Below are 23,907 nucleotides of genomic sequence, written 5' to 3'. Positions count from 1 at the left end.
TCTTGGGGTCATCTCAAGTCTAATATAGAATCATCCTATTAATCGTCAAATATTTCGTAATTCGTAATTCTTTCTTACCCTCTCATTTAAGCTTCCCCAACGCCTCTCTAAGTCTCGGCATCATCTCCTGAATATCCTCCAAAGAACATCCTCCAACCGAAGCCCTAAACCAGTTCATGCCTGGATCAGCACCAAATGCTGAAAAGGGAACTAAGCCAGCTCCGGCTTCATTGATCAGATAAAAAACAAGATCTGCGCTGGTTTTCAAAAGCTGACCGGCCGGTGTTGTTTTACCGAGATAATCAATTTGAATAGTAAGATAAATAGCTCCCATCGGCTGGATCGCATCAACCGCAAATCCATCCGACTTCAATTGCATAAAGCCCTGGTAAAGTGCATCCAGGCTTTTCTGGATCTTCTCCTTAAAACTCTCTAAGAAATTATCCCAATCATTTGTCTGATCAAGAAATTGCCCGGTAGCCACCTGTTCCGGCTTCGGAGACCAAGCACCAACATGGCCGATAATTGTTTTCATTTTACTCATCACATGTTCAGGACCGAAAGCCCATCCCACACGCACACCTGTTGCAGCCAGGCATTTGGAAATACCATCTATATAAATAACACGATCTTTAAGTTCTGGTCTTAACGAAACCGGATCGTAATGTACATGCCCGCCGAAGGTAAGCTGTGAGTAGATTTGATCATACATAATATAAAGTGGCTTTTCATCTGCCCCTCTGCTATTATTTTCTTCGATTACCAGGTCACAGATCTCCTCAAGGTCTTCCTTTGAGAACATGGTGCCCGTCGGGTTTAACGGTGAGCAAAGCGCAAGTAATGCAGCACCTTTTAAATGGGGCTTCATATCTGCTGCCTTGGGCATAAAATTATTGGCCGCCGACGTTTGTACCGGTACATCTGTAGCTCCGATGAAACGACAGTAATGGTTATTGTTCCATGATGGAGTGGGGTACACAACCTTATCGCCCGGATCCACCAAAGTCCTGAAAAGTCCGTATATCAGCGGCCTCGAGCCTCCCGAAATCTGGATCTGCTTGCTGCTGTAGTCAAGCCCGAATTTCGATTTTATAAATACTGAGATGCTTTCCCTAAGGGATAAAACACCTTCAGCAGGAGGGTAATTCGTCTGATTCGACCTGTAAGCTTCCATTATATGTTCGGTCAGCTTCATTGGAATCGGGAAAATATTTGCATCGAAATCGCCAATAGTCAGGTTGGAAATTTGATGTCCCTGCTTTTTTAGCTCGTTAATTTCTCCGGCAATTTTTATTATTTCAGAACCCTCTAGGGTATTCGCTATTTTGGATATGTTCATGGTATTGTTTGCTGGCGATGGTTCGCCGAATAATATTAATTTAAATTTAAGCGATTAGGTCAGCAATGGCCTTGTCAACCCGGTCAAAGCTAAAGTTTTTAAGATTAGCTTTAAAGGCATTGTATATCTGTTCATTACACAAATTTCCAATACTTCCCTCATGGGTATGATTCACCATTGATGGAGCCTTGAACTGGCCATTTTCTATTGCGGAACCCACATTTTTGTAAGCCTCCCGAAAAGGTACACCTTTTAAAACTTCAGCGTTAACAGCTTCAACGCTGAAGAGGTAGGCGTATTTTTCATCCTTTAAGATATCTTCCTTTATTTGAATGGATTGCAGCATGAATCCCGTCATTGCAATACATTCGTTTAACGATTGAAAAGCAGGAAAAAGACTTTCCTTAAGCAATTGTAAATCCCGGTGGTAACCAGACGGCAAGTTTGTGGTCATCATTGCAATCTCATTAGGCAAAGCCTGGATTTTATTGCACCTCGCACGGATCAGCTCAAACACATCCGGATTTTTCTTGTGAGGCATGATGCTAGAACCCGTAGTGAGTTCATCCGGGAAACTGATAAATGCAAAATTCTGATTAATGAATAAGCATGCATCCATTGACAATTTAGCTAAGGTTGCAGCAAGAGAGGACATAGCCTGGGCCAGAATACGTTCTGTTTTACCCCTGCCCATCTGGGCGTAAACTACGTTGTAATTAAGCGCATCGAAACCTAATAATTCCGTAGTCATTGTTCTGTTCAGTGGAAAAGATGAGCCATATCCTGCTGCTGATCCCAGCGGGTTCTTATTGCAGATTTTCCATGCAGCCAGCATCAGTTCCATATCATCAGCCAGGCTTTCCGCATAAGCGCCAAACCACAGGCCGAAAGAAGAAGGCATGGCAATCTGCAAATGAGTATAACCAGGAAGTAATTTCGCCTTATGTTCTTCGCTTTGCGCAATCAACTGTTCGAATAGTATCTCTGTATTGTTAACCAGCTTTCGAATCTCAGCCCGGAAAAACAGTTTCAGATCTACTAATACCTGGTCGTTCCGCGAGCGGCCACTGTGAATTTTTTTACCCGCTTCACCAATCCTTTGAGTAAGAAGAAATTCTACCTGTGAATGTACATCTTCAACAGCAGGCTCAATAATAAATTTGCCTTCCTGAATATCAGCATAGATCTTTTTCAACTCTTCCTGAACCTGCATAAGATCCTCCTTGTCCATTAGACCAATACTTTCGAGCATCCTAGTATGTGCCAGAGATCCCAGAACATCAAATGGTGCCAGTAAAATATCCATTTCACGGTCGTTGCCAACCGTAAACTTGTCCACTGATTTTTCTGTACTGGTGTTTTTTTGCCAGAGCTTACTCATACATACTGAAATTGGTAAAATATTGTTCTTTTATAGTTTCCCATTCCGAACGCAAAATACTGTAATAAACTGTGTTACGGATATAACCGTCATGCAATTTAATGTGTTCTCTTAACACACCCTCACGTGTTGCGCCGATACCAAGAATAGCTTGACGCGAACGGTGGTTTCTTTCATCAGCTTTCAGCTCGATCCTGTTTAATCCTAATGTCTCAAAACCGTAACTCAGAATAAGGAATTTCATATCCCTGTTAAGGCCGCTTCCTTGAAAATCGCTTCCAATCCATGTCCATCCTATTTGGCCGCGTTCATCTTTCCAGGAAATATCCGCTAGCCTTGTACATCCTGCAATACTACCGGTCTTTTTATCAACTACAACCCAGATAGCGCAAATGCCATTGATACGTTCAGCGATAGCACTTGCAATGTATTTTTTCAGTTCGCCTGGTTTTGAAAGGTCGGAGATGCCGTAAATCCATAAAGATTCATCATTGGCAACTTCCTGAAGTGCTAATTCATCATCTTTTGTTAGTGGTCTCAAAAGTGTTCTTTCACTTTCGAGGCTTATATTTAAATCAGGTATCATAATATTTTCGATAATAATTGGATATAAAGGCTTATACCTTCCTTTATCTCATCAGTATAAATAAATTCGTCTGCCATATGTGACCTGGCAGAATCACCGGGCCCCATCTTAAGTGAAGGAATATCTAGCAATGCCTGGTCACTTGTAGTTGGGGAACCGTAAGTTTCACGGCCTAATTCCCGGCCCGCTTGCACTATCGGGTGGTCGGGATTGATAGAAGACGGTTTAAGCCGGGTCGAACGTGGATTAACATTGCAACTAACATGCTGTCTGATTATCCGCAAAACCTCTTCGTTCCGATATGCATCAGTTACACGTACATCAACAGTAAATTTGCAGGTCGCTGGCACCACATTATGCTGTGAGCCGGCTTCAATCATAGTCACACTCATTTTAACCGGCCCGAAAAGTTCCGATTTCTTTGCAAACTCATAAGTCCTGAACCAGTCAATATCTTTCAGGGCCTTATAAATAGCATTCTCTCCTTCATTCCTTGCCGCGTGACCAGCTTTCCCATGCACAGTACAATCGAGTACCAATAAACCTTTTTCGGCGATGGCCATTTGCATAAGCGTGGGTTCGCCTACGATTGCAAAGTCCAGTTCACCCAGTTCAGGGAGGATCAGTTCAAGCCCATTCTTACCGGAAATTTCCTCCTCAGCTGTAAGTGCGAGGCAAAGGTTATAGTTCAGATCCTGCTGTTCATAAAAATGCAAAAAAGCTGCAGTTAATGAGACCAGGCATCCGCCCGCATCATTGCTTCCCAATCCATATAAAATATCACCTTCAATATCTGCTGAAAACGGGTCACGCTTGTAGCCGGAATTAGGCTTAACCGTATCATGATGGGAGTTCAGTAGAATAGTAGGTTTCTCAGCAGCAAAATATTTATTGAAAGCCCAGATATTATTCTCTCTGCGATAAGTTTTCACCGATCTCTCCGCGAGGAACGACTCTATAACATGTGCAGTCTTTTCTTCTTCTCTGCTAAATGAAGGAATTCTGATCAGCTCGCTAAGCAATTCTATACTGTCATCAACTAAAACTTCAGTCATCAGATCAGTCTTTTTTATACAATTCACCCGCCTTTAAAGCAGATAATTTAATGCCTTTAATGAGAGAGGAGCTGAATCCCTGATGCTCCATCTCGTTTAATCCCGCAATGGTACAGCCTTTCGGCGATGTAACTTTATCGATCTCATGTTCCGGGTGACTTTTTTGAAGCAGTAAAAGATCAGCAGCACCCTTGGCAGTCTGAACCGCCATTTTAAGCGCTTCGTCAGCATGGAAACCGATCTCAATGCCACCCTGTGAAGCCGCTCTTATAGCACGTAAAAAGAACGCTACACCACATGCACATAAAGCCGTGGCGGAAGTCATCAAATCTTCATTGATTTTAATTACCGCACCCACAGTTTCAAACATCTTTGTAACCTCAGCGATGTTTTCAGCACTGGCATTATCCGAGGCAAGACAGGTCATCGACTGGCCAATAGCAATTGCCGTATTCGGCATCACACGTATAACCTGTAGGTCATTTCCCAGTTTGGCTTTAATATCACCACAGCTTACGCCGGAAATCACGGAGACAACAACATGCCGTTTGGAATCTATAGCGCCATTGATTTGGCCCAGCAAGGTATCCAGCTGCTGCGGCAAAACCGAAAGGATAATAAGGGATGAATTAGAAACCGCATCAGAGTTTTGATCACTGGTAGAAAAACCCTGCGCTGCCTGCTCCGATAAATGCTCGATCCCACGGCGTGTGAGTATAATATCTCCCGGTTTGCAATACTCCGCTTTAACTAGTCCACGGGCTAGTGACATTCCAATATTCCCGCTACCTAAAATTGCTATTTTTTGTGATTTAGCCATTATTTCTCTGATTTTAAACGGGTTCCAAATGATTTGTCTTTCAAAGTTGGCAAAGCATCAGCCCTGCCTATATACACTTCGCTGAGGCCCTTACCTATAGCCTCGAAAGCATTGTCCAGTTTGGGTATCATACCCGAATGGATGACGCCCTCCTTTTTCAGTTCTTTATATTCTTCTGCGGTTATATCCTTAATAAGTGATGATTCATCATTCACATCTCTTAACACTCCGCTCTTCTCAAAACAGTACACCAGAGAAGTGTCGTATAATCCTGACATGGCCACCGCAATAACCGAAGCGATAGTATCAGCATTAGTATTTAAAAGCTGGCCGTTCCCATCATGGGTAATTGCAGAAAAAACTGGTGTAAACCCTGCCTGTACCAGCTTGTATATGGCTTGCGCATCCACCGAGCTATCATCCAGATCACCCACAAATCCATAGTCGATCTCGCGGCCATCCGCAATTGTTTTTAATGGCCTTTTTTTGGCGCGTATGATATTACCATCAGCTCCAGCCAAACCAATGGCATTGCAATTCAGCTTCTGCAAACCAGCAACTATATTTTTATTGATCAGGCCCGCATAAACCATTGCAACTACTTTGAGCGACTCCGCATCTGTTACCCTCCGGCCTTCGATCAATTCCGATTCTATGCCTAAATCTTGCGCGAGTTTGGTAGCTATCTTCCCCCCGCCATGGACCAGTATCTTGTTCCCCGGGACTGCTGAAAAGTCAGTTAAAAAACGCTCCAGTTGGGCGGGATCATCAATGATGTTGCCACCAATCTTTATAACATGGAGGGTATTCATTATAAGCCCTCCAGCATTTTCTTTAGTACCGCCTGAGCTGCCCAGGTTCGGTTACTTGCTTCTTTAATGACAATGGAGTTTGGTCCGTCAAGAATTTCGGAAGAAAGTTCGTAGTCCCGCCTCACAGGCAAACAATGCATCACCTTCGCATCGTTTGTCCCTTCAAGCTTTTTATTTGTCATCATCCAGTGTTCAGCGCCAGGCAACGTTTTTCCATAATCCTGATAGGATGACCAATTCTTTACATATACAAAATCAGCCCCTTTCAAAGCTTCATCCTGATCGTTTATGATTGTAGCTCCCGGGGTAAATTTCTCTGCAAGTTCAAAACCCTCCGGATGGGTGATCACAAAATCGATCATACCTTCAGCCTGAGCTTTGCACATCCATTCTGAAAATGAGTTTGGTACCGCCTGCGGTAAAGCTTTTACATGGGGTGCCCAGGTTAAAAGAACCTTAGGTTTAGCCGTCTTTTTATGTTCTTCAATCGTGATCAAATCCGCAAAACTCTGTAAAGGATGCAAAGTGGCGCTCTCCAGACTTACCACCGGCACACCGCTGAATTTGACGAATTTATTAAACAAACTCTCGCTGTAATCTTCATCGCGATCCTGAAGTTTAGGGAAAGAACGGAAACCGAGAATATCACAATATTCACCCATTACAGCAGCAGCTTCCCGAATATGTTCTACTGTGGTACCATTCATTATCACACCATCTTCAGTCTCCAATGCCCAGCCTTCTTTGTCGAGGTTCATAACCATGACATTCATTCCAAGATTTAAAGCCGCCTTTTGAGTACTCAGCCGCGTGCGCAGGCTGGGGTTTAGAAAAACAAGACCAATGGTTTTGTCTTTTCCCAGGGATTTATTGGAAAATGGATCAGCCTTAAGAATTAATGCCTCTTCAATAAGTTTTTTCAGGTCAGTTACATCATTAACTGAAGAAAATAAGTTCATAATACGCTGCTAAAAGAAAACAAAATTGGCTTCATTCTCATAATCGAGAAGAAAACTGAATAATAAGTAAATTTAGAAAAGGTTTTTTTCAAACTTCCCTTTCAATTCCAAGCTAAAAGCATCTAAAAACTGATCAGCATAGGCTTTCGTTAAATTCAATGCTGGCAAAAGCCGTATAACATTCGGTTTTGCCTCTCCGGTAAAGATACGATGTTTGAAAAGTAAATTTTTCTTCACTTGGCTGAACTCTTCGGGAATTTCTATTCCAATCATTAAGCCCCTTCCCCTTACTTCTTTGATCTGTTCAAACTTCTGCAGTTCTGCACTCAGGTAGTTTCCAACATTTTCCGCATTCTGGATCAGATTATCTTGTTCCATCACTTCAAGTACAGCTAATGCCGCTGCACAGGCAAGATGGTTGCCGCCAAAAGTAGTACCCAGCATCCCATGCCATGGCTTGAACTTTGGAGAAATAGAAATTCCTCCAATGGGAAAACCATTTCCCATTCCTTTTGCCATGGTATAGATATCCGCATCGATGCCAGCATAATCATGGGAATAGAATTTACCGCTCCGGCCGTAACCGCATTGAACACTATCGGCAATAAAAACTGAATCATACTGATCACAAAGTGACCTGATCTTTTGCAGGAAACTTTCGGTCGACACTTTAATACCTCCCACACCCTGGATTCCCTCGATAATCACCGATGAAATTTCATTGCCTTGATCTTTGAACGCTTGCTCCAACGCAGCCTCATCATTGTGGGGCAGGAAAATTACATTGTCCGTTTCGTTAACGGGTGCAATTATCTTGGGATTGTCTGTAGCAGCGACGGCTAAGGAAGTCCGGCCATGGAAGGCACCTTTGAATGCGATGATCTTCTTGCGGTTATTATAGAAAGATGCGAGTTTTAGCGCATTCTCGTTCGCTTCAGCCCCCGAGCTGCATAGGAATAGTTGGTAGTCCGTCTTGCCGGAGATCTGTCCGAGTTTTTCTGCTAGTTGAACCTGCAGGGAAATTTTGACCGAGTTGGAGTAGAACCCAACTTTGTTTAGCTGGTCAGTTAATCTGGAAACATAATGTGGGTGGGTATGTCCGATGGAGATCACCGCGTGCCCCCCGTATAAATCTAAATACTCGTCACCCTTTTCATCCCAGACAATACTTCCCTGTGCCTTTACTATCTCTATATCATTAAGTGGATAAACGTCGAATAATTTCATGTTTTAAAGATTTATGGTTTGAATACCTAAAAAGCAGCAGCTTTGAGCCTTAGTCCTGTGGTTTCTTCAAGACCGAACATCAAATTCATATTCTGCACCGCATGTCCACTTGCACCCTTTAGTAAATTATCTATCATCGAAACGATAAACAGCTTATTTCCATGCTTCTCTAAATGTACCAGGGCCTTATTGGTATTTACCACCTGCTTAAGATCAATGTTTCGCTGGCTTAAATGAGTAAACGGATGACCGGCGTAAAAGTCCTCGTAAATCTTCTTCGCTTCTTCCAGGGTTAAATCGCTTTCAAGATACATCGCAGCTAAAATCCCTCTGGTAAAATCTCCCCTTTGCGGGATGAAATTGATCGTCTGATCAAACCCATCTTGCAGGGCCATTAACGTTTCACCAATCTCATTCAGATGCTGATGCTCGAACGCTTTATAAATAGATAAATTATTGTTCCTCCAGGTAAAATGAGAGGTTGCAGCAAGGCTTTGCCCGGCGCCTGTTGATCCCGTAGTTGCATTGATGTGAATTTCAGAATTCAACAATCCGATTGCAGCCAGGGGAAGCAATCCGATTTCGATAGTTGTGGCGAAACAACCAGGATTAGCAATATTACTCGCCGTTCTAATTTGATCCCTGTTCAGTTCCGGTAACCCATATACAAAGCTTCGTTCATTCAGCTTTGAGCTTTTAGCTAGCCTAAAATCCTGGCTTAGATCAATAATCTTGATGGTGTCTGCAATTGCATTAGAATTGAGGAACTTTTTCGCATCCCCATGTCCTACACAAAGAAAGAGTACATCGATATCCTGCGAAAGCGTATCAGTAAATTTCAAATCAGTATCGCCAAACAGATCAGTATGAATATCGGAGATGGGATTACCGGCATTGCTGTTACTGTGCACCGACATGATTTCCACCTCCGGATGATTCACTAAAATCCTGAGCAGTTCTCCGCCCGTGTATCCCGCGCCCCCGGCTATTCCAACTTTTATTTTACCGTCTGCCATCTATTTTTTCTCATTAACTCTGTGATAGATCATCGTTTGATTACCGAAGATTTTCGAAAACCCTTTGACATCTTCTCCCGACCATGAATTATTCATCTCACCATAACTTCCGAATTTATTCGACATCAGGTCGTGTTCTGACTCAATCCCAATAACCTGGAAACGGTAAGGAAGCAGCTTTACAAAAACTTTTCCTGAAACAGTCTCCTGGGTATCTGCCATGAAAGCTTCCATGTTGCGCATAACCGGATCATGGAACTGACCTTCATGAAGCCAGTTGCCGTAGAAGGTAGACAATTGGTCTTTCCAGCTCAATTGCCATTTGGTCAATGTATGTTTTTCAAGCGTGTGATGCGCTTTGATAATTATGATTGGAGCTGCCGCCTCAAAACCTACACGCCCTTTAATTCCAATAATTGTATCTCCCACATGGATATCCCTTCCTATCCCGTACGGCTGAGCGATCTCCTGTAACTTTTGGATCGCTTTGACAGGAGATAATTTCTCGCCATCCAGGCCAACCAGCTCACCTTTTTCAAAAGTTAGCTCGATATCTCTTTCCGTAGTTACCGACACCTGTGTTGGCCAGGCCTCTTCAGGAAGCGTTTGATTGGAAGTTAAGGTTTCTTTCCCACCGACAGATGTTCCCCAGATCCCTTTATTAATAGAGTACCTTGCTTTCTCGGCTGTATATTCGACACCATGTTTATTCAGGTATTCAATTTCTGCTTCACGGCTTAACTTCAAATCCCTTATCGGCGTGATGATCTCAACTCCAGGGATCATAATGTTAAAGATCATATCAAAACGAACCTGATCATTACCGGCGCCAGTACTTCCGTGCGCTACGTAATCAGCTCCGATTTTCTTCACGTAATTAGCAATGGCAGTTGCCTGGCTTACCCGTTCAGCACTTACCGATAAAGGGTAAGTCGCGTTTTTCAGTACATTGCCAAAAATCAGGTACTTAATACAGCTCTCGTAGTAGTTTTCAGTTTCGTCAACTACAGAGTGTGATGTTACTCCCAGTGCGTAAGCTCGCTTTTCAATTTCCGTGAGTTCATCCTCAGAAAATCCTCCGGTATTTACAATCACGGAATGAACTTCCATGTCACGATCTTTCGTCAGATAAATACAACAAAAGGAAGTATCCAAACCTCCGCTGAAAGCTAAAACTACCTTCTTCTTCATCTTTAATTTTGTAAAAGTTTAACCAATGTAATACTGAGCGCAGCAATCATCTTTAATGAATTGCGCAACTTTTCTTCTATACGTTCCAAAAGCGTTTGCTTACGGGTAACTTTGCTTATTCGCTCTTCATTAAGCTGTTGTTTCTGCTCCTCAGCTTCCTTCATCTTCTGTTCGATCTCCTTTGCTTTCTCTTCCGGATCCCAAAGCATGGCTGTGCACATACAATTCTTGCGCTCCTTCATCATCAGGATATCGTAGTTGACACAGCTCTGGCAACCCTTCCAGAAATCCTCATCTTGCGTAAGCATGGAATAGGTAACAGGCTCGTAACCCAGTTCAGAATTGATCTTCATTACCGGAAGCCCGGTAGTAAGGCCAAATATTTTAGCTTCGGGATACTTCAATCTCGAAAGATCGAAAACAGCCCTCTTAATCAGTTTGGCAAGGCCCCTATTTCTGTATTGAGGGTTAACAATCAAGCCTGAATTGGCAACAAAAGCACCATGGCTCCAGGTCTCGATATAACAGAAACCCGCCCAGGTGCCGTCATTGTGCAGGGCAATCACTGCCTTACCTTCGAGCATTTTCTTGACGATATAGTCCGGTGTCCTTCTTGCGATGCCCGTACCTCTGGCTTTGGCAGATTCTGCCATCTCATCGCAAATCTGATCTGCGTAGTTAGTATGTTCTTCTGTCGCCGGAATGACAACAAATTCGTTTTCTTTCATGTAGTTTGAAGAAAAAATCCGGCTCTGAGGCGGAAAAAGACTACGTTTTTAGTCTTTCGTTTTTGTGAATAAAATCAATGATTTGATAACCGGAAGAATTTACCGGTCAATTATAGCTTTGATGCCAAGATCAAGTCCGCGGCATAAAGGGTCGTCGGAACCGCAATACTAACTTTTCATTGCTGAAATTACTACGTACACAACATGCCTTATAAGGCGAATGGCCTACAATTCCTGTGTGTGTCTGGTAGTTTAAACTATTCATTTTTAATAGTATGGGTGTTTTTCTAATTACTAATACAAATAACAGGGAAAATGTTTAATAATGCAAGGGGTGGAGGTGAAAATTACAATTTCCTAACAAGGAAAAAAGGTTGTTGGTTGTTAGTTGATAGTTGTTGGACTGGATGCCTACCGCAAATCGCATAAAAATCACGGACTCCTATCCGCCCAGTCCAACAACTAACAACCAACCACTAACAAAAATTACTGTTTCGCAAACGTAAAATTAATATACGCTGTTTGTCCGCTCGACAACATTACCGGTGTTTTGAAAACTGCTGTTCCGCCAGATACATCGCCGAATTGAAGTGAATAACCTGTTTCTACATCTTTAGCTCTCTGGCCGTCCATCAATTTTTTGAACTGAAAAGTTGGCACTGAAGTAGTTTGATTGACCGACCAGTAGATCGGTTGAACAGCTCCGTTAGTTAGGCTGATCGAACCTGTACCGCCACCTCTCATTTCCCAGGTGCTGCCCTGGAAATCCTGCGCATTTGCCATACCAAACACTTGTCCTGCCGATGTCCCAGCCGGGAATCCTTCCATATTAACACTGGTCACTTTCCATGTTCCGGAAACATCACCGCGTGAAACTGTAGGTGTTGTTGCTGTGCGTGGTGAACAAGCCGCGAAGATTGCCACGAAACCTAAAATTAAGGTGCTTTTGAATATCGTTTTCATAGTTTTAAGTTTGATAATTTTTATATAGAGTAGGCAAGCAGAAACGATGCCAAGAAAGCAAAAATGAGCTGTAATGAAATGGCATTTGGTTAATGTAACGAATCAGACAGAATCCCCGATTTGATCTTATAATTTAATTACTTTTAATAATATTCGCATATCCTGTCAAATTCAGAACTTATAATTATGATCCGTTTACTTACCACAAGCATCTTGATTGCTTTTACCTATCAGAGTGTAGCTCAATCTATAAAGCCCGCAGATCCTTTGGCACATACCTTTTCCATCGTTGCACGGGATGAAAAAACTGGAGAAATGGCCGTAGCTGTACAAAGCCATTGGTTTAGCGTAGGTACTGCTGTTTCATGGGGAGAAGCCGGGATAGGTGTCGTGGCTACGCAATCTTTCACCAATAAATCATTTGGTTTACGGGGATTAGAACTATTAAAACAGGGTAAATCACCGCAAGAAGCTCTGGATTTTTTATTGAGTGATGATTCCGGCAAAGACTTCCGACAGGTAGCGATACTGGATAAACAGGGTAGGGTAGCTACACACACGGGTAAAAGTAATATTGAATTCGCTGGTCATGCCAATGGTGATAACTTTTCTGTACAAGCAAATATGATGCTGAACGATAAAGTTGTTCCGGCAATGGAAAGGGCATGGAAGGAAAATACGCTTAAGCCACTGGCAGAACGAATGGTGCTGGTTTTAAAAGCAGCTCAAAATGCAGGCGGCGACATACGCGGGAAGCAGTCGGCTGCATTGCTCGTATTCGCCGCTGAATCAAGTTCAAGTCCCTGGGACGATAAATTAGTAGACCTCAGGGTAGATGACAGCAATGATCCCATAAAAGAAATTGACCGCCTGCTCACTGTATTCCGGGCATATGAGCATATGAATAAGGGCGATTATTATGTGGAAAAGAATGAGATGAATAACGCAATGGCGGAATATAATAAAGCCATGAAGATGTTTCCTCTTAACTTAGAAATGGAATATTGGACGGCGATCACTTTAGCTAATAATAAGGAGATTGCCAAAGCTTCAGCCATGCTTGCACGTATTTATAAAAAAGATAAGAACTGGCGGGAGCTGACAAAACGATTACCTAAAGCCGGGCTGCTTACCGTGTCGGAAAATGATATGAAAGAACTTCTTAAATAAACTGAAAACAAGACTCCTTTCTCCTACCTGGTATGAAAAATTCAATATCTCTTATTGTTTTAACTCTTGCAGTATTTACCTCCTGCTCCAGCCATAAATCCACTCCTCTAACTCTTGGACAGAATCCCGTTATTGAAGGCTGGTACGCCGACCCCGAAGGCGCAGTATTCGGTAAAGAATACTGGATATTTCCAACCTATTCCGCGAAGTACGAAGAGCAATTGTTTCTCGACGCATTTTCTTCCAAAGACCTCAAGACCTGGAAGAAACACGAGCATGTATTAGACACTTCCATAATTAAATGGGCAAAGCAAGCCATGTGGGCACCTGCTGTTGTAGAAAAAGATAAAAAATACTACCTGTTTTTCTCGGCTAATGATGTGCAGCGCCCGGGAGGACCTATGTGGAATCAAGGCAACGGACTTAATCGCAGTGGCGGTATAGGTATCGCTGTCGCGGATAAACCCGGTGGCCCTTATAAAGATTATTTAGGTAAGCCCCTTATCGGCGAATTTCATAACAACGCACAACCAATCGACCAGTTTGTATTCAAAGATACAGACGGCACCTGGTATATGTTCTACGGTGGATGGAGACACTGTAATATCGTAAAGCTCAATTCAACCTTCACTGGTTTCCTGCCCTGGGAAGACGACAGTATTTATAAAGAAATAACCCCGACAGGCTACGTTGAAGGGCCATTTATGTTTATCCGCAAAGGAAAATATTATCTAATGTGGTCGGAAGGCGGCTGGACCAACGATACTTACAAAGTAGCTTACGCGATGTCAGACAAAGCTACAGGCCCTTTCAACCGCATTGGCACCATACTAAAGTCCGATAAGAGTATTGCTACCGGCGCTGGACACAACTCAGTCATCAATACCCCGGGAACAGATAATTGGTTTATGGTTTACCATCGAAGGCCCATACCAAACCTGGGAAGAGATCATCGGGTGACCTGTATCGATAAAATGGAATTCGAGGATGATGGCAGAATTAAAGAGGTGAGAATGACTGGGAACAAATAAGGAAGGCGTAAATTTAAAAAAAACGTCTTCGAAATCAATATATTCGGGTTAAGAAATAGTGGGTTTGGCCGACCCTTTTTCTTCTACGCCGAATTCCTCTCCGCATTAATTATCCCAAAAGAACACCGCATCACCAGTTTCTCAAATATCTTCATCTCGGTGGTGCTGGCTGTTTTATCTTTTTCCCTGATCATGGTTAAAGCGTACTGCTGAATAGTGATAAGCGGCAACTCGATTCTTTGTCTCATTTGGATAGACAGCTGATCGGTTTCACGCTCTGCCATCAATTCGGATTTGCCCGTCAGACGGAGAGTATACTGTTTGGTACGCTCATATTCATCATGGAACATATTCCACAGCCCGCCGTATTTCGGGTGCTTTGATAAATATGCCGTCAAAGGGAAAAAGCATTTAGTCATTGCCATTTCGCAATTGCCTACCAGGGTGCGGAAGTACAGCGAGTTTTGATAGAGGTCGCTAATCTGATCCCACTTCCCTTCTTTTTCAAGCTTTTCAAAGGCAAGCCCAACACCGTAGTAGCCAGGAATATTTTGCTTAAGCTGGCTCCAGGCTCCTACATATGGTACAGCCCTGAGATCGTTCAGGTTCAGTTTTCCTGCTTTGCGTTTCGACGGCCTGCTGCCGATATTAGCTTCGGCATAATAGCGAAGCGGACTTGCAAAATTGAGGTATTCCAGAAAATCAGGATCATTCTTAAGAACCATAAAAGCCTCATAACTCTCGTCCGAAAGTTCCTGAAGTAATTGTTCCTCGTTTTTGCTCATCGTGGTGGTCCTTGATGAAAACAGGCCGTTACTTATACCCGCGTGCATCAGCTGCTCCGTATTGTATCTCGCAGCTTCCCGGGTACCGAAATTAGAACTGATGGTCTGGCCCTGGATAGTAAGCTGGATTTCTTTATTCGCGATGTTCTGGCCCATTGAAGCATAAAACTGATGAGTTTTGCCTCCTCCCCTTGCAGGCGGCCCGCCGCGACCATCGAAAAATACCACATCAACATCATATTCACGGGATATGCGGGTCAGCTCTTCTTTTGCTTTATAAATACTCCAGTTGGCCATCAGATAACCGCCATCTTTAGTTCCGTCTGAAAAACCAAGCATAATGGTTTGCTTTTTATTTCGCCGTTTTAAATGCTGCTGATAAACCTCATTCTGATACAGGACTGTCATGGCTTTGGCTGCATTCTGAAGATCTCCAATTGTTTCAAACAGCGGAACAATATCAACCGCCAAATTTTCCTTTTTCCAGCCAGCCATTAAGAATAAGCCATACACCTCCATCACATCCAAAGCACCGGTAGTATGGCTGATAATGTAGCGGTGACAACCTTCGGGCCCATTAAATTTCTGGATAGTTCCAATGGTAAGCAGTGTCTCAAACGTATCTTTATCCAGGTCGGTATCAACTACGAGCGAGTCAATATTCTGCAAAACCTCGATCTTGCCTTCATCCGATAAATCGTTATAATTCTTTGGAAGCACCGAAGTGTTTTCAGCAATCAGTTCGATCAATTCTTTATGGATTGAACTGTCTTGCCTGACATCCAGCGAAGCGAAAAATAAACCAAAAAGGTTGACTTTATTTAGCAGGTTATTCACCTTGTTCAGGAACAAGCTATTGTGTTTTTCGATCAGGATATCCCGGATCTCTAGCAAAGTATTAATAATTTCATCTTTTGATAGATCAGCTTTATATCCTGGGATAAACAAATTGTTATAAAGGCGCTCTTCCAGTGAAGCCAGCAAAGTATCTACTCCCTGAAACGTTAACCGGCCTTTCAACAGGCGAACTTCCCGGTAATAACATTTGATGATACTTCCTCTCAATGCTTCCGCAACTTTTAAAGTGGTATCCGCTTTCACGAAAGGATTTCCATCTCGGTCGCCGCCCGGCCAAAAGCCCATCCTGATCAACTGATTTGCCCCTTTTACCGCATCCGGGAATTCGGCGTGCAGGAAAGATAATATAGTGCCTGCAGACTGGTAAAATACGTTTTCCAGGAACCAGATCAGATTGACTGCCTCGTCATATGGACTTGGTTTTTTCTTTTTAAAGAATGGTGTCTTCCCTAATTGTTGAAGGTACGTGTTCACCAACACGGTATCATCCTTTTGCAGCGCATTGCCAAGGTCATGAATGATTCCCAGCACTTCGCTCGGATAAAACTGGTTGGGATGGGCAGTGAGCACCATCCGAACAGAGAAATCCTTTAACTTATCTGCCAGTTGTTGCTGCGAATTATTTTGAACAACTTCAGTTTGCAGCTGCTTTAGGGTACCAGACCCATTCATATCGTGTGTTTTGCCGAATGCCGCATCTTCCAGCGCGTCGAACAATACTACCTGGCGTTCAGAATATTGAATAAACCTGAACAGAAGGTCGATCTGTTCTTTTTCACTGCGGTAGGTCGTGTACTGTTTAAAAAATGATTCGATGATTTCTGCGGGACTTTGTTCGTTCCGGAAACCCTCTTCACAATGCAGAAGAAATAGGGAAAGTAAAATTCCTGTTTTTTCCACCCGGTGAAACGGTAAGGAAGTAAACAAACTGTTGTACATCTCAAACTTGGTTCCTACCAGATTCTTAAACTCCGCGAGGTTACTGCTCATAATATTATACTCAAAATCAAAAAGATATGTAAAAGTGGGAAAAATCTGCGAAAAACGGAGAATGAAAGGGGAATGCTTCGCACCAGTTCGGTGACCTTTAACCAAATTAATTCTTTAGAATTCCAATATTTAAAGAAATAAACACTCTGTTAGCACATTCTAATTGGCAAGGTTGACGATACTTAGTCCCAAAGCAAAAATAATATGATACAATTCGATTCAGGGAAGTACGATTTCAATCAAATCATTGAAAGAATTCTGCACTATTATCCTATTGGGATCTCCAAAGAAGAAGAGGGCTATTTTTCGTGTCCCGGCATACAAGAACTTGATAAAATTCTGGTTGATAATATATCCAACGAAAGCAATTACAAAAGCCGATGGACTGATTTTTCTAATTATCTTACGGTTTCACCTGTAAATGAGTATGCGGAGGTATTTAAACTTGTGGCAGCTAAGATCCAAAGCAGATTTATTGGTTACCGGTTCGTTCCCTTCGGGATTTGTAGACAGAAAATTGAAGGCCTGTATGTCCGCTATTCCGAGCGCAAGACGCAGACAGTTTTTAATGCGCTGTTTAAAGATAACGCCGTTCTGACAAGTCCAATAATGGGCGACTGGACTTTTGGCTATGATGATTGGGTAAAAGCAGATTTGACTGGCGTTGAAACAGAAGTAGTACTTCTGCCACCGGATTATTAACTTCAATTATAATCAGAAATAACATAAAATTGGTTCTTGTCAATTAGTTCTTTTCAAACCATTTAGTTACAAAGGCATATCCAGATTTATCCGGATATATACGTGTATCTCCGGATAAAATCAAATTCCCTTATAGTTTGCATATCGTGCACAAATGTCCATCAACATTAGTATGGGCCTAATGTTGCACTAACGGATAACTTTTATTAACTTTGAATGGATGAGACGTCGCAAATAAGAAAAGTCTTTTTGTACAAAGGCTATTTTTCCGACTTTTTTGTGAAGCAGGACCAAAAAGTTAGAGATAAGATTTACTGGACATTGAGGCTCATTGAAACTATACAACATGTACCGAAAGAATATCTAAAACATCTAGAGGGAACTTCGGGGCTATATGAGATAAGAGTCAGCCATGGAAGCGATATTTTTAGAATCTTTTGTTTTTTTGATGAAGGCAAATTGATAGTCCTTGCCAATGGTTTTCAAAAGAAAAGCCGAACGACACCTTCCAATGAAATTCAAAAAGCATTGAAAATTAAGAAAGAGTATGAAGACAAAAAATGATTTAAAATGTCTCGATCAATTTATTGAAGAACAATATGGAACAAAAAGAACTGCTAAACGCGCAGCACTTGAGAATGGTTTTGAGTCTTTTAAGTTAGGAATATTACTTCAGCAAGCTCGTATTCAGAAAGGCATGACCCAGGAAGAATTAGCAGCAAAATCCGGTACTAACAAGGGATACATCTCTAAAATTGAGAATGATATAAAAGAAGTACGCCTTTCTACTCTTAAAAAGATTGTAGAGATCGGATTGGGTGGGCGTTTGGAGTTATCGATAAAATTGTAGGATTAGGATTTAACCGTTTTAATAGGGCTTTAACCATCCCAGAAACAACAGAAAAAATCGATGTAATCATCACACCAGAAGAGTTATTTGCCCATTGGAAGGGCCACCGGGGATTGACACGAAGAGCCATTGAAGCATTTCCTGAAAAAGAATTTTTTGAATTTTCTATCGGGGGAATGCGGCCAGCGGCAAAACTGATCCAGGAGATGATGGATGTGAGCACCGGTGGAGTCCGTGAGATGGCTGGCGGCGAAGCAGGTGAAATTGCCGGGCACGGACAATGAAACCCATCATAGGGCACAGGCTTATGTTTATTTGAGAGCGCTAGGGATTGAGCCGCCGGCGTTTTGGGACAGTAAATAGAGCTGACTGAAAACTGAATTGTTGCAGTCGTCCCATAAACGGTGGGTTATACATTATATTCCGTTTTTTGGGTAGTTTTATGTCGTGCACATAAAGGTACCTGTTCGCCTGATACATCATGAGTAATTTTCATTATGCTTTTAAAGTAAAAGATATCGACACAACCCGCAAATTCTATATGGAAATACTAGGATGCGAGGAAGGCAGATCGACTAACACGTGGATTGATTTTAATTTTTTCGGGAATCAACTTTCAGCGCATTTAAGTGATAATTTTCCAGATTTAGATTATTGTGGCAAGGTTGACGGGATTAGTGTCCCAATACCTCACTTTGGTTGCGTATTGGAAATCGATGAATTTAAGCGGGTACAAGAGCGACTCGAAGTAGAAAAGGCCCATTTCCTCGTGAAGCCCCAGATACGATATGAAGGAAAAGTGGGAGAACAATGGACCATGTTTGTTTTTGACCTTAGCGGAAATCCCATAGAGTTCAAGGCTTTCTCGAACACGGACGAGGTCTTTGCTGTATGAAAGCGATAGATTGCATGAATTTGCTTCTTGGTACTCGCGCGGAGCGACTCCATCGCATGAAATAGCGACTTCACAGTATGAAATAGGGACTCCACAGTAAGAAATAGCGACTTCACAGTATGAATTAGCGACTCCATAGTATGAAATAGTGACTCCATAGTATGAAATAGTGACTCCATATTCGCTCGGAGCGACTCCACAGTATGTAAAAGGGACTCCATTGTATGAAATAGCGACTCCATAGTCGCTCAGGGATACTGCATCGCATGAAAAAGCCGCAGCATTGCAAAAATTAAGCAACGCTGCGGCTTTAAGTGACAGAGATTAGGCTTTCAGAACTTCTGATGTTTTGCTACGCCTGCCAAATCGCTTGGCGATCTCGGCGGTAATGCCTTTCACGCCAGCATTTGTTCTCGCACCCGTTTTAAGATAGGAGTAAACCAGGTCGGAAAAATGCATGGCATCAGCTCCGGCCGCTGTCATGGTATCGTCAATGCCTTCCAGAAGCGCCCCCAGTTCCATACGGATGGCTACTAATTGATTGATCAGGGATACGTCTTTCGCGAACTCGGTAATGTCAACGCTCGGTGGCATGAGGAAGCCGAATGTTTGAGAACTTTGCAAACTCAGGTTTACATATTCCACACTTTTTGCTCCCATTTTCCGGCTTTTGTGACGTTCCTTCCCTGTCATATTGATAAGGAAAGGCATTTTCTCTTTCACCTGCGCTAATGCTTCTAACACTGCTGTTTTGTCCGCGTCGTTTAATACTGCAGAGACTTTGTTTGTGCTCATAAGTTTAATTTTTTTGGGTCCATAAATTAGTTCAGAACGTTAATTAAAATAGTATGTGCGAGCTACTCCATGCCTGCGCGCAGGTTCCGTCTGCTAGGCTGGATTAGCTTATATAAGATAACAAAAATAGAGGAGAAATGCAAGGAAAAATTGATAATAATTCACTTGATTATCAGTATGTTACGAGGCTTTTTTAGGGTAAAAAGCGCTCCAAAATGAAGGTTTTCTATCCCCTGTTTTCGATCGACTAACAGGCAATTTTTGTATATCGAAACATCGATTTTAACGGTATTAGGCTGGGCGCATATTTTACCGCAGAGGCCGCTGAGTTTCGCGCAGAGAGCGCAGAGTTCTGGTTGAATAAGTTCGGAGTTCACGAAAATCTAGCGTAGGATATGTTCAAATTTATTGATTAGTAGCTCTCTGCGAAAACCTCTGCGTACTCTGCGTTTAAAAAATAGGCGACTTGCAAGTGCCCTAATGATACAATGCGTTCCAATCTCCAGTATGCACAATCTTTTTCCTATTTTAGCCTACAATAGCTATCGCATCCAATGAACGCAAAACCATTCCTCAAATTCCCAATATTATTATTCCTCTTTTTCACTACTCAGTCGGTTTACAGCCAATACTACCCGGGCACTGATTGGAAATCTAAAAAACCTTCGAAGATGAAAATGAATCCCGCCCTGCTTGACAGCGCAGTAAATTTTGCCTTGAAGAATGACAGTAAAACGAATTACAACATTAAAGAGTCACTTTTAGCATCTTATAAAAACGAGCCTGGTTATAAAATTGCCGGACCGGTACAGGATCGTGGTAAACCAGCCGGGATGATCATCAGGAAGGGTTATATCGTTGCTCAATGGGGCGACCTGGACAGGGTGGATATGACTTTCAGCACAACTAAAAGTTATCTTTCGACCGTAGCAGGATTAGCCATCGATGAAGGCCTGATTAAGAGCGTGAATGATCCTGTGATAAATTATATAAGCGGCGAGACTTTTAAGGGTGATCATAATTCGAAGATCACCTGGAGCCATTTATTAACTCAATCATCCGACTGGTCGGGTTGCCTTTTTGGGGTATGCGACTGGGCAGACCGGCCACCGAAGTATACGAACCCTGAAGAACTAAAGACAAGAAAGTTTCTTGAACCGGGAAGTGTTTTCGACTATAATGATGTCCGCGTAAATTTATTAGCCTACTCCCTTTTAAAGGTGTGGAAGAAACCTTTGCCGCTTATCCTGAAAGAGAAGATTATGGATCCGATTGGAGCATCTGACTCGTGGAAGTGGTATGGTTATGATAATTCTAAAGTGGATATCAATGGATCGATGATCGAATCAGTAAGCGGGGGCGGCCACTTCGGGGGAGGCATGTTCATTAATACAGAGGATCACGCACGATTTGGCCTGCTGTTTTCAAGAAATGGTAAATGGAAGAATAAGCAGCTCATATCTGAAGATTGGGTTAAAGCTGTACAGCAGCCTTCGGCAGCCAGTAAGTCTTATGGATTTATGTGGTGGCTGAACATAACCGGCCGTTATAAAGATGTGCCCTCGAATATTTATACCGCTGAAGGATATGGCGGTAATTTTATTGTGATTGATAAGGATAGGGATATGGTGATGGTAACAAGATGGCTGGAACCGTCGAAGCTGGGGGAGTTTATGAGGATGGTGATTGCAGCCTCGGAATAGTTGGTTAGAGGTTACACTGGGCGCATAAGCTGTTTGGTTTGAAGACATTTATAGTAATGATTTGCGTAGGCTTATTTAACGCTCTTCCATTGTTTGGTCAGGAGGGAATAAGTAGTGGGGTTGCGAAACCTGGCAGAATTGATTCAATAAACCAGCCTGAAGAGGTCGAAAAACTCGTGCGTTCAATTGACAAGAACTATAGTAGCTTCCGGATTGATAAGAAACTAATTTTCGAAGATGAAAATTGTTTCCGTCTGGCAGATCTCAGCAAGGTAAAGCCTATTGCGAAGGCTGATTTTGACAAGAACGGATATACAGATATGCTTGTAATGGGCATATTAAACGAAAGGCCAGCTATTCTAAGTTTAATGGGCTCAGCCTCCGAAAAGATCAGTCTTCACTTAATAACACGCCAATTTCGAAGGACGTGTTCATTTGCCCAAGTGATCTATGAAGATGGTAATACATTAATTGAGTTCAAGTATTTCGACGGATATTTCGCTCGTGTGGGTTACACAGAAGCTGTTAATTCGGTGAAACTGATCATCAAGTATGGCGGTTTTATTGAATATAATCCCTCACCGAAGAAATATGATATTAATAAAATCGAGTTCAGGAACGACGGAAGACCGTGGATTACTTCTTCTGAATATTCGATAGAAATCAACTCTCTGGGCAAGGCGCACTTAGTTTCGAAAAGCATTACCAATGACTGGCAGGCATCGCCCGACTCATATGACGGCTATACTAAAGTGCCCGGTGTCTCCCCCGATTCTTTATTTGCAACTATATCCGGATTGCTGAATTACTCTGACTTTTCAAATCTTGAAGACCGGTATGAAATAAAAGCTACTGACCACGCCACGGGGGTGCTGACCATATACTATAATGATGGTAAGGTAAAAACTATAAGTGATTACGGACTTCAGGGAACCTATGGCCTGCAGCGGGTTTATCAGACCATTAATTCCATGAGAGGGAGCCTTGTATGGAAACTTAAAGCACCTAAGGCATTGACTCCTTTGCCTGCAATTCGAAATTAAAGCGGCGATAAATATTAATTGATCATCTGGCTTTCATTCCAGCTATAACAATCCTTTGACACGTCTGCTCCGATAATAGTAGCAACACCCCTGCAATCTAAACCTGATGGCAGCGTAAAGCCCGGAGCCGAATACCTTTTCACAATTTAATCACCCTACTACCGGCGAGGACTTGCAGCGAACAGCAGGGCTTCCGGTACCTATGAAATTCTGGCCCTGCTTTTCAAAAAGATTGCTTCGTCGTACCTCCTAGCAAGGTCACCCCCTGCCTTTACCTTTCCAATTTCACAATTACCCTTTAACCATTCGACCCTTTTCGTCGTCCAACCACTTTCAACTTAATAGCAATCGGGTTTCAACTCTTTTCTCCGCCCAGTCACTTTCAACTGTCAAACTTTCAACTTTACCACCTTTCACCTCCTTCGTCGTCCATCACCTTTCACCTCTCAACTCTCACCTCTCACCTTTCACCTTTCACCTCATTTAAAACGATCAAATTTTCACCCCAACTATTTGCTCTTTAAGGAAATTCTCCTATCTTTGCAGTCCCTAATTTTAGGGGCAATAGAATATTTTAAATAATTTAAATTCAAGCAAGTGAATACGTTAAGTTACAAAACTGTCTCTGCCAACAAAGCGACCGTCAGCAAAGAATGGGTAGTTGTTGACGCTCAAGGAGAGATTTTGGGGCGCTTGTCTTCTAAGATCGCAATGATGATTAGAGGAAAAAACAAGCCATCGTACACCCCACACGTAGACTGCGGCGATAATGTAATTGTTATCAATGCAGACAAAATTAAACTCACAGGGAACAAGTTTGCTGAAAAGCAATATGTTTCTTACACCGGTTACCCGGGTGGGCAGAAATTCATTTCTCCTAAAGAGTTAATGGCTAAGCATCCTACCCGCGTGGTAGAGAAAGCTGTACGTGGTATGTTACCTAAAAACAGTCTGGGCCGTGCATTGTACAAGAACCTACATGTTTATGCAGGTACTGATCATCCGCAT

The 23,907-nt window shown here is 42.5% G+C and carries 26 protein-coding genes; 11 read left to right on the top strand and 15 right to left on the bottom strand.

Annotated elements, in window-relative coordinates; all coding sequences use genetic code 11:
• Window positions 1–82 precede the first annotated feature (82 nt).
• From WBJ10_RS12910 to WBJ10_RS12855, 12 genes are all read right to left on the bottom strand, one after another.
• On the bottom strand, window positions 83–1,339 hold the full coding sequence (locus WBJ10_RS12910; protein WP_424290932.1) for a pyridoxal phosphate-dependent aminotransferase: 1,257 nt from the start codon (window positions 1,337–1,339) through the stop codon (window positions 83–85).
• A gap of 46 nt (window positions 1,340–1,385) precedes the next feature.
• Window positions 1,386–2,720, bottom strand: coding sequence for an argininosuccinate lyase (gene argH / locus WBJ10_RS12905; RefSeq protein ID WP_424290930.1), 1,335 nt, complete (start codon window positions 2,718–2,720; stop codon window positions 1,386–1,388).
• Complete coding sequence (locus WBJ10_RS12900) at window positions 2,713–3,306, bottom strand: GNAT family N-acetyltransferase (protein ID WP_424290928.1); 594 nt, start codon at window positions 3,304–3,306, stop codon at window positions 2,713–2,715. Before WBJ10_RS12900 ends, argH begins: the two co-directional genes overlap by 8 nt.
• A complete protein-coding gene (locus WBJ10_RS12895; RefSeq protein ID WP_424290926.1) occupies window positions 3,303–4,361 on the bottom strand; it encodes a M20 family metallo-hydrolase in 1,059 nt (352 codons plus the stop codon). The genes WBJ10_RS12900 and WBJ10_RS12895 overlap by 4 nt, the downstream gene beginning before the upstream one ends.
• Window positions 4,362–4,365: 4 nt before the next feature.
• On the bottom strand, window positions 4,366–5,181 hold the full coding sequence (gene proC / locus WBJ10_RS12890; protein WP_424290924.1) for a pyrroline-5-carboxylate reductase: 816 nt from the start codon (window positions 5,179–5,181) through the stop codon (window positions 4,366–4,368).
• Window positions 5,181–5,993 carry an acetylglutamate kinase gene (gene argB, locus WBJ10_RS12885; RefSeq protein WP_424290922.1) on the bottom strand — a complete coding sequence of 271 codons (813 nt, stop codon included), beginning with the start codon at window positions 5,991–5,993 and terminating at the stop codon, window positions 5,181–5,183. The genes proC and argB overlap by 1 nt, the downstream gene beginning before the upstream one ends.
• Window positions 5,993–6,952, bottom strand: a complete 960-nt coding sequence (locus WBJ10_RS12880; protein WP_424290920.1) for an acetylornithine carbamoyltransferase — start codon at window positions 6,950–6,952, stop codon at window positions 5,993–5,995. Before WBJ10_RS12880 ends, argB begins: the two co-directional genes overlap by 1 nt.
• Before the next feature lie 72 nt (window positions 6,953–7,024).
• Window positions 7,025–8,179, bottom strand: coding sequence for an aspartate aminotransferase family protein (locus WBJ10_RS12875; protein WP_424290918.1), 1,155 nt, complete (start codon window positions 8,177–8,179; stop codon window positions 7,025–7,027).
• A 26-nt stretch (window positions 8,180–8,205) separates the two neighbouring features.
• Complete coding sequence (argC, locus tag WBJ10_RS12870; RefSeq protein ID WP_424290916.1) at window positions 8,206–9,195, bottom strand: N-acetyl-gamma-glutamyl-phosphate reductase; 990 nt, start codon at window positions 9,193–9,195, stop codon at window positions 8,206–8,208.
• Window positions 9,196–10,386 carry an argininosuccinate synthase gene (gene argG / locus WBJ10_RS12865; protein ID WP_424290914.1) on the bottom strand — a complete coding sequence of 397 codons (1,191 nt, stop codon included), beginning with the start codon at window positions 10,384–10,386 and terminating at the stop codon, window positions 9,196–9,198.
• A gap of 2 nt (window positions 10,387–10,388) precedes the next feature.
• Window positions 10,389–11,114 carry a GNAT family N-acetyltransferase gene (locus tag WBJ10_RS12860; RefSeq protein ID WP_424290912.1) on the bottom strand — a complete coding sequence of 242 codons (726 nt, stop codon included), beginning with the start codon at window positions 11,112–11,114 and terminating at the stop codon, window positions 10,389–10,391.
• Window positions 11,115–11,600: 486 nt separating this feature from the next.
• A complete protein-coding gene (locus WBJ10_RS12855) occupies window positions 11,601–12,077 on the bottom strand; it encodes a hypothetical protein (protein WP_424290910.1) in 477 nt (158 codons plus the stop codon).
• 186 nt (window positions 12,078–12,263) lie between these two features.
• Here WBJ10_RS12855 and WBJ10_RS12850 point away from each other — a divergent pair, with 186 nt between their 5' ends.
• Both WBJ10_RS12850 and WBJ10_RS12845 read left to right on the top strand, forming a co-directional pair.
• The gene (locus tag WBJ10_RS12850) at window positions 12,264–13,247 is read left to right on the top strand and encodes a DUF1028 domain-containing protein (protein ID WP_424290908.1); all 984 of its coding nucleotides are present in this window, start codon (window positions 12,264–12,266) and stop codon (window positions 13,245–13,247) included.
• Between the two features lie 32 nt (window positions 13,248–13,279).
• Window positions 13,280–14,278 (top strand): glycoside hydrolase family 43 protein, encoded by a 999-nt coding sequence (locus tag WBJ10_RS12845; RefSeq protein WP_424290906.1) that lies wholly within the window; start codon window positions 13,280–13,282, stop codon window positions 14,276–14,278.
• A gap of 83 nt (window positions 14,279–14,361) precedes the next feature.
• Here the strand turns inward: WBJ10_RS12845 and WBJ10_RS12840 are convergent, their stop codons facing one another.
• Entirely contained in the window at window positions 14,362–16,911 is a 2,550-nt protein-coding gene (locus tag WBJ10_RS12840) for a phosphoenolpyruvate carboxylase (RefSeq protein ID WP_424290904.1), read from the bottom strand.
• A 204-nt stretch (window positions 16,912–17,115) separates the two neighbouring features.
• On the opposite strand from WBJ10_RS12840, the gene WBJ10_RS12835 reads away from it, so the two are divergent.
• From WBJ10_RS12835 to WBJ10_RS12810, 6 genes are all read left to right on the top strand, one after another.
• Window positions 17,116–17,613, top strand: a complete 498-nt coding sequence (locus WBJ10_RS12835) for a hypothetical protein (RefSeq protein WP_424290902.1) — start codon at window positions 17,116–17,118, stop codon at window positions 17,611–17,613.
• A 216-nt stretch (window positions 17,614–17,829) separates the two neighbouring features.
• Complete coding sequence (locus WBJ10_RS12830; protein WP_424290900.1) at window positions 17,830–18,177, top strand: type II toxin-antitoxin system RelE/ParE family toxin; 348 nt, start codon at window positions 17,830–17,832, stop codon at window positions 18,175–18,177.
• The gene (locus tag WBJ10_RS12825) at window positions 18,161–18,463 is read left to right on the top strand and encodes a helix-turn-helix domain-containing protein (protein ID WP_424290898.1); all 303 of its coding nucleotides are present in this window, start codon (window positions 18,161–18,163) and stop codon (window positions 18,461–18,463) included. Before WBJ10_RS12830 ends, WBJ10_RS12825 begins: the two co-directional genes overlap by 17 nt.
• A gap of 113 nt (window positions 18,464–18,576) precedes the next feature.
• Window positions 18,577–18,747: a hypothetical protein gene (locus WBJ10_RS12820; RefSeq protein ID WP_424290987.1), complete on the top strand. Its 171-nt coding sequence runs from the start codon at window positions 18,577–18,579 to the stop codon at window positions 18,745–18,747.
• On the top strand, window positions 18,689–18,826 hold the full coding sequence (locus tag WBJ10_RS12815) for a DinB family protein (protein WP_424290896.1): 138 nt from the start codon (window positions 18,689–18,691) through the stop codon (window positions 18,824–18,826). The genes WBJ10_RS12820 and WBJ10_RS12815 overlap by 59 nt, the downstream gene beginning before the upstream one ends.
• Window positions 18,827–18,944: 118 nt before the next feature.
• Complete coding sequence (locus tag WBJ10_RS12810; protein WP_424290894.1) at window positions 18,945–19,358, top strand: VOC family protein; 414 nt, start codon at window positions 18,945–18,947, stop codon at window positions 19,356–19,358.
• A 324-nt stretch (window positions 19,359–19,682) separates the two neighbouring features.
• Here WBJ10_RS12810 and WBJ10_RS12805 read toward each other — a convergent pair whose 3' ends face one another.
• Window positions 19,683–20,153 (bottom strand): hypothetical protein, encoded by a 471-nt coding sequence (locus tag WBJ10_RS12805; protein WP_424290892.1) that lies wholly within the window; start codon window positions 20,151–20,153, stop codon window positions 19,683–19,685.
• Between the two features lie 554 nt (window positions 20,154–20,707).
• On the opposite strand from WBJ10_RS12805, the gene WBJ10_RS12800 reads away from it, so the two are divergent.
• Both WBJ10_RS12800 and WBJ10_RS12795 read left to right on the top strand, forming a co-directional pair.
• Window positions 20,708–21,856, top strand: coding sequence for a serine hydrolase domain-containing protein (locus tag WBJ10_RS12800; RefSeq protein ID WP_424290890.1), 1,149 nt, complete (start codon window positions 20,708–20,710; stop codon window positions 21,854–21,856).
• Between the two features lie 38 nt (window positions 21,857–21,894).
• A complete protein-coding gene (locus tag WBJ10_RS12795) occupies window positions 21,895–22,899 on the top strand; it encodes a hypothetical protein (RefSeq protein WP_424290888.1) in 1,005 nt (334 codons plus the stop codon).
• A gap of 14 nt (window positions 22,900–22,913) precedes the next feature.
• Here the strand turns inward: WBJ10_RS12795 and WBJ10_RS12790 are convergent, their stop codons facing one another.
• The gene (locus WBJ10_RS12790; protein WP_424290886.1) at window positions 22,914–23,042 is read right to left on the bottom strand and encodes a hypothetical protein; all 129 of its coding nucleotides are present in this window, start codon (window positions 23,040–23,042) and stop codon (window positions 22,914–22,916) included.
• Between the two features lie 454 nt (window positions 23,043–23,496).
• On the opposite strand from WBJ10_RS12790, the gene rplM reads away from it, so the two are divergent.
• Window positions 23,497–23,907: 50S ribosomal protein L13 (gene rplM, locus WBJ10_RS12785; RefSeq protein ID WP_424290884.1), on the top strand; the 411-nt coding region annotated here is incomplete at its 3' end.

The organism is Daejeonella sp. (assembly GCF_049655485.1).
Taxonomy (GTDB): domain Bacteria; phylum Bacteroidota; class Bacteroidia; order Sphingobacteriales; family Sphingobacteriaceae; genus Daejeonella.
The sequence above is the reverse complement of the archived record's forward strand: the minus strand, read 5'-3'. Positions and strand labels throughout refer to the sequence as shown.

Bases quoted from the DNA above. Each gene is read 5' to 3' on its own strand.
- WBJ10_RS12855 (WP_424290910.1), bottom strand. From the start codon at position 12,077: ATGAAAACGATATTCAAAAGCACCTTAATTTTAGGTTTCGTGGCAATC.
- WBJ10_RS12850 (WP_424290908.1), top strand. From the start codon at position 12,264: ATGATCCGTTTACTTACCACAAGCATCTTGATTGCTTTTACCTATCAG.
- WBJ10_RS12900 (WP_424290928.1), bottom strand. From the start codon at position 3,306: ATGATACCTGATTTAAATATAAGCCTCGAAAGTGAAAGAACACTTTTG.
- WBJ10_RS12800 (WP_424290890.1), top strand. From the start codon at position 20,708: ATGAACGCAAAACCATTCCTCAAATTCCCAATATTATTATTCCTCTTT.
- argG (WP_424290914.1), bottom strand. From the start codon at position 10,386: ATGAAGAAGAAGGTAGTTTTAGCTTTCAGCGGAGGTTTGGATACTTCC.
- argB (WP_424290922.1), bottom strand. From the start codon at position 5,993: ATGAATACCCTCCATGTTATAAAGATTGGTGGCAACATCATTGATGAT.
- WBJ10_RS12835 (WP_424290902.1), top strand. From the start codon at position 17,116: ATGATACAATTCGATTCAGGGAAGTACGATTTCAATCAAATCATTGAA.
- WBJ10_RS12810 (WP_424290894.1), top strand. From the start codon at position 18,945: ATGAGTAATTTTCATTATGCTTTTAAAGTAAAAGATATCGACACAACC.
- WBJ10_RS12825 (WP_424290898.1), top strand. From the start codon at position 18,161: ATGAAGACAAAAAATGATTTAAAATGTCTCGATCAATTTATTGAAGAA.
- WBJ10_RS12910 (WP_424290932.1), bottom strand. From the start codon at position 1,339: ATGAACATATCCAAAATAGCGAATACCCTAGAGGGTTCTGAAATAATA.
- WBJ10_RS12875 (WP_424290918.1), bottom strand. From the start codon at position 8,179: ATGAAATTATTCGACGTTTATCCACTTAATGATATAGAGATAGTAAAG.
- WBJ10_RS12860 (WP_424290912.1), bottom strand. From the start codon at position 11,114: ATGAAAGAAAACGAATTTGTTGTCATTCCGGCGACAGAAGAACATACT.
- WBJ10_RS12805 (WP_424290892.1), bottom strand. From the start codon at position 20,153: ATGAGCACAAACAAAGTCTCTGCAGTATTAAACGACGCGGACAAAACA.
- argH (WP_424290930.1), bottom strand. From the start codon at position 2,720: ATGAGTAAGCTCTGGCAAAAAAACACCAGTACAGAAAAATCAGTGGAC.
- WBJ10_RS12845 (WP_424290906.1), top strand. From the start codon at position 13,280: ATGAAAAATTCAATATCTCTTATTGTTTTAACTCTTGCAGTATTTACC.
- proC (WP_424290924.1), bottom strand. From the start codon at position 5,181: ATGGCTAAATCACAAAAAATAGCAATTTTAGGTAGCGGGAATATTGGA.
- WBJ10_RS12895 (WP_424290926.1), bottom strand. From the start codon at position 4,361: ATGACTGAAGTTTTAGTTGATGACAGTATAGAATTGCTTAGCGAGCTG.
- argC (WP_424290916.1), bottom strand. From the start codon at position 9,195: ATGGCAGACGGTAAAATAAAAGTTGGAATAGCCGGGGGCGCGGGATAC.
- WBJ10_RS12880 (WP_424290920.1), bottom strand. From the start codon at position 6,952: ATGAACTTATTTTCTTCAGTTAATGATGTAACTGACCTGAAAAAACTT.
- WBJ10_RS12840 (WP_424290904.1), bottom strand. From the start codon at position 16,911: ATGAGCAGTAACCTCGCGGAGTTTAAGAATCTGGTAGGAACCAAGTTT.
- WBJ10_RS12830 (WP_424290900.1), top strand. From the start codon at position 17,830: ATGGATGAGACGTCGCAAATAAGAAAAGTCTTTTTGTACAAAGGCTAT.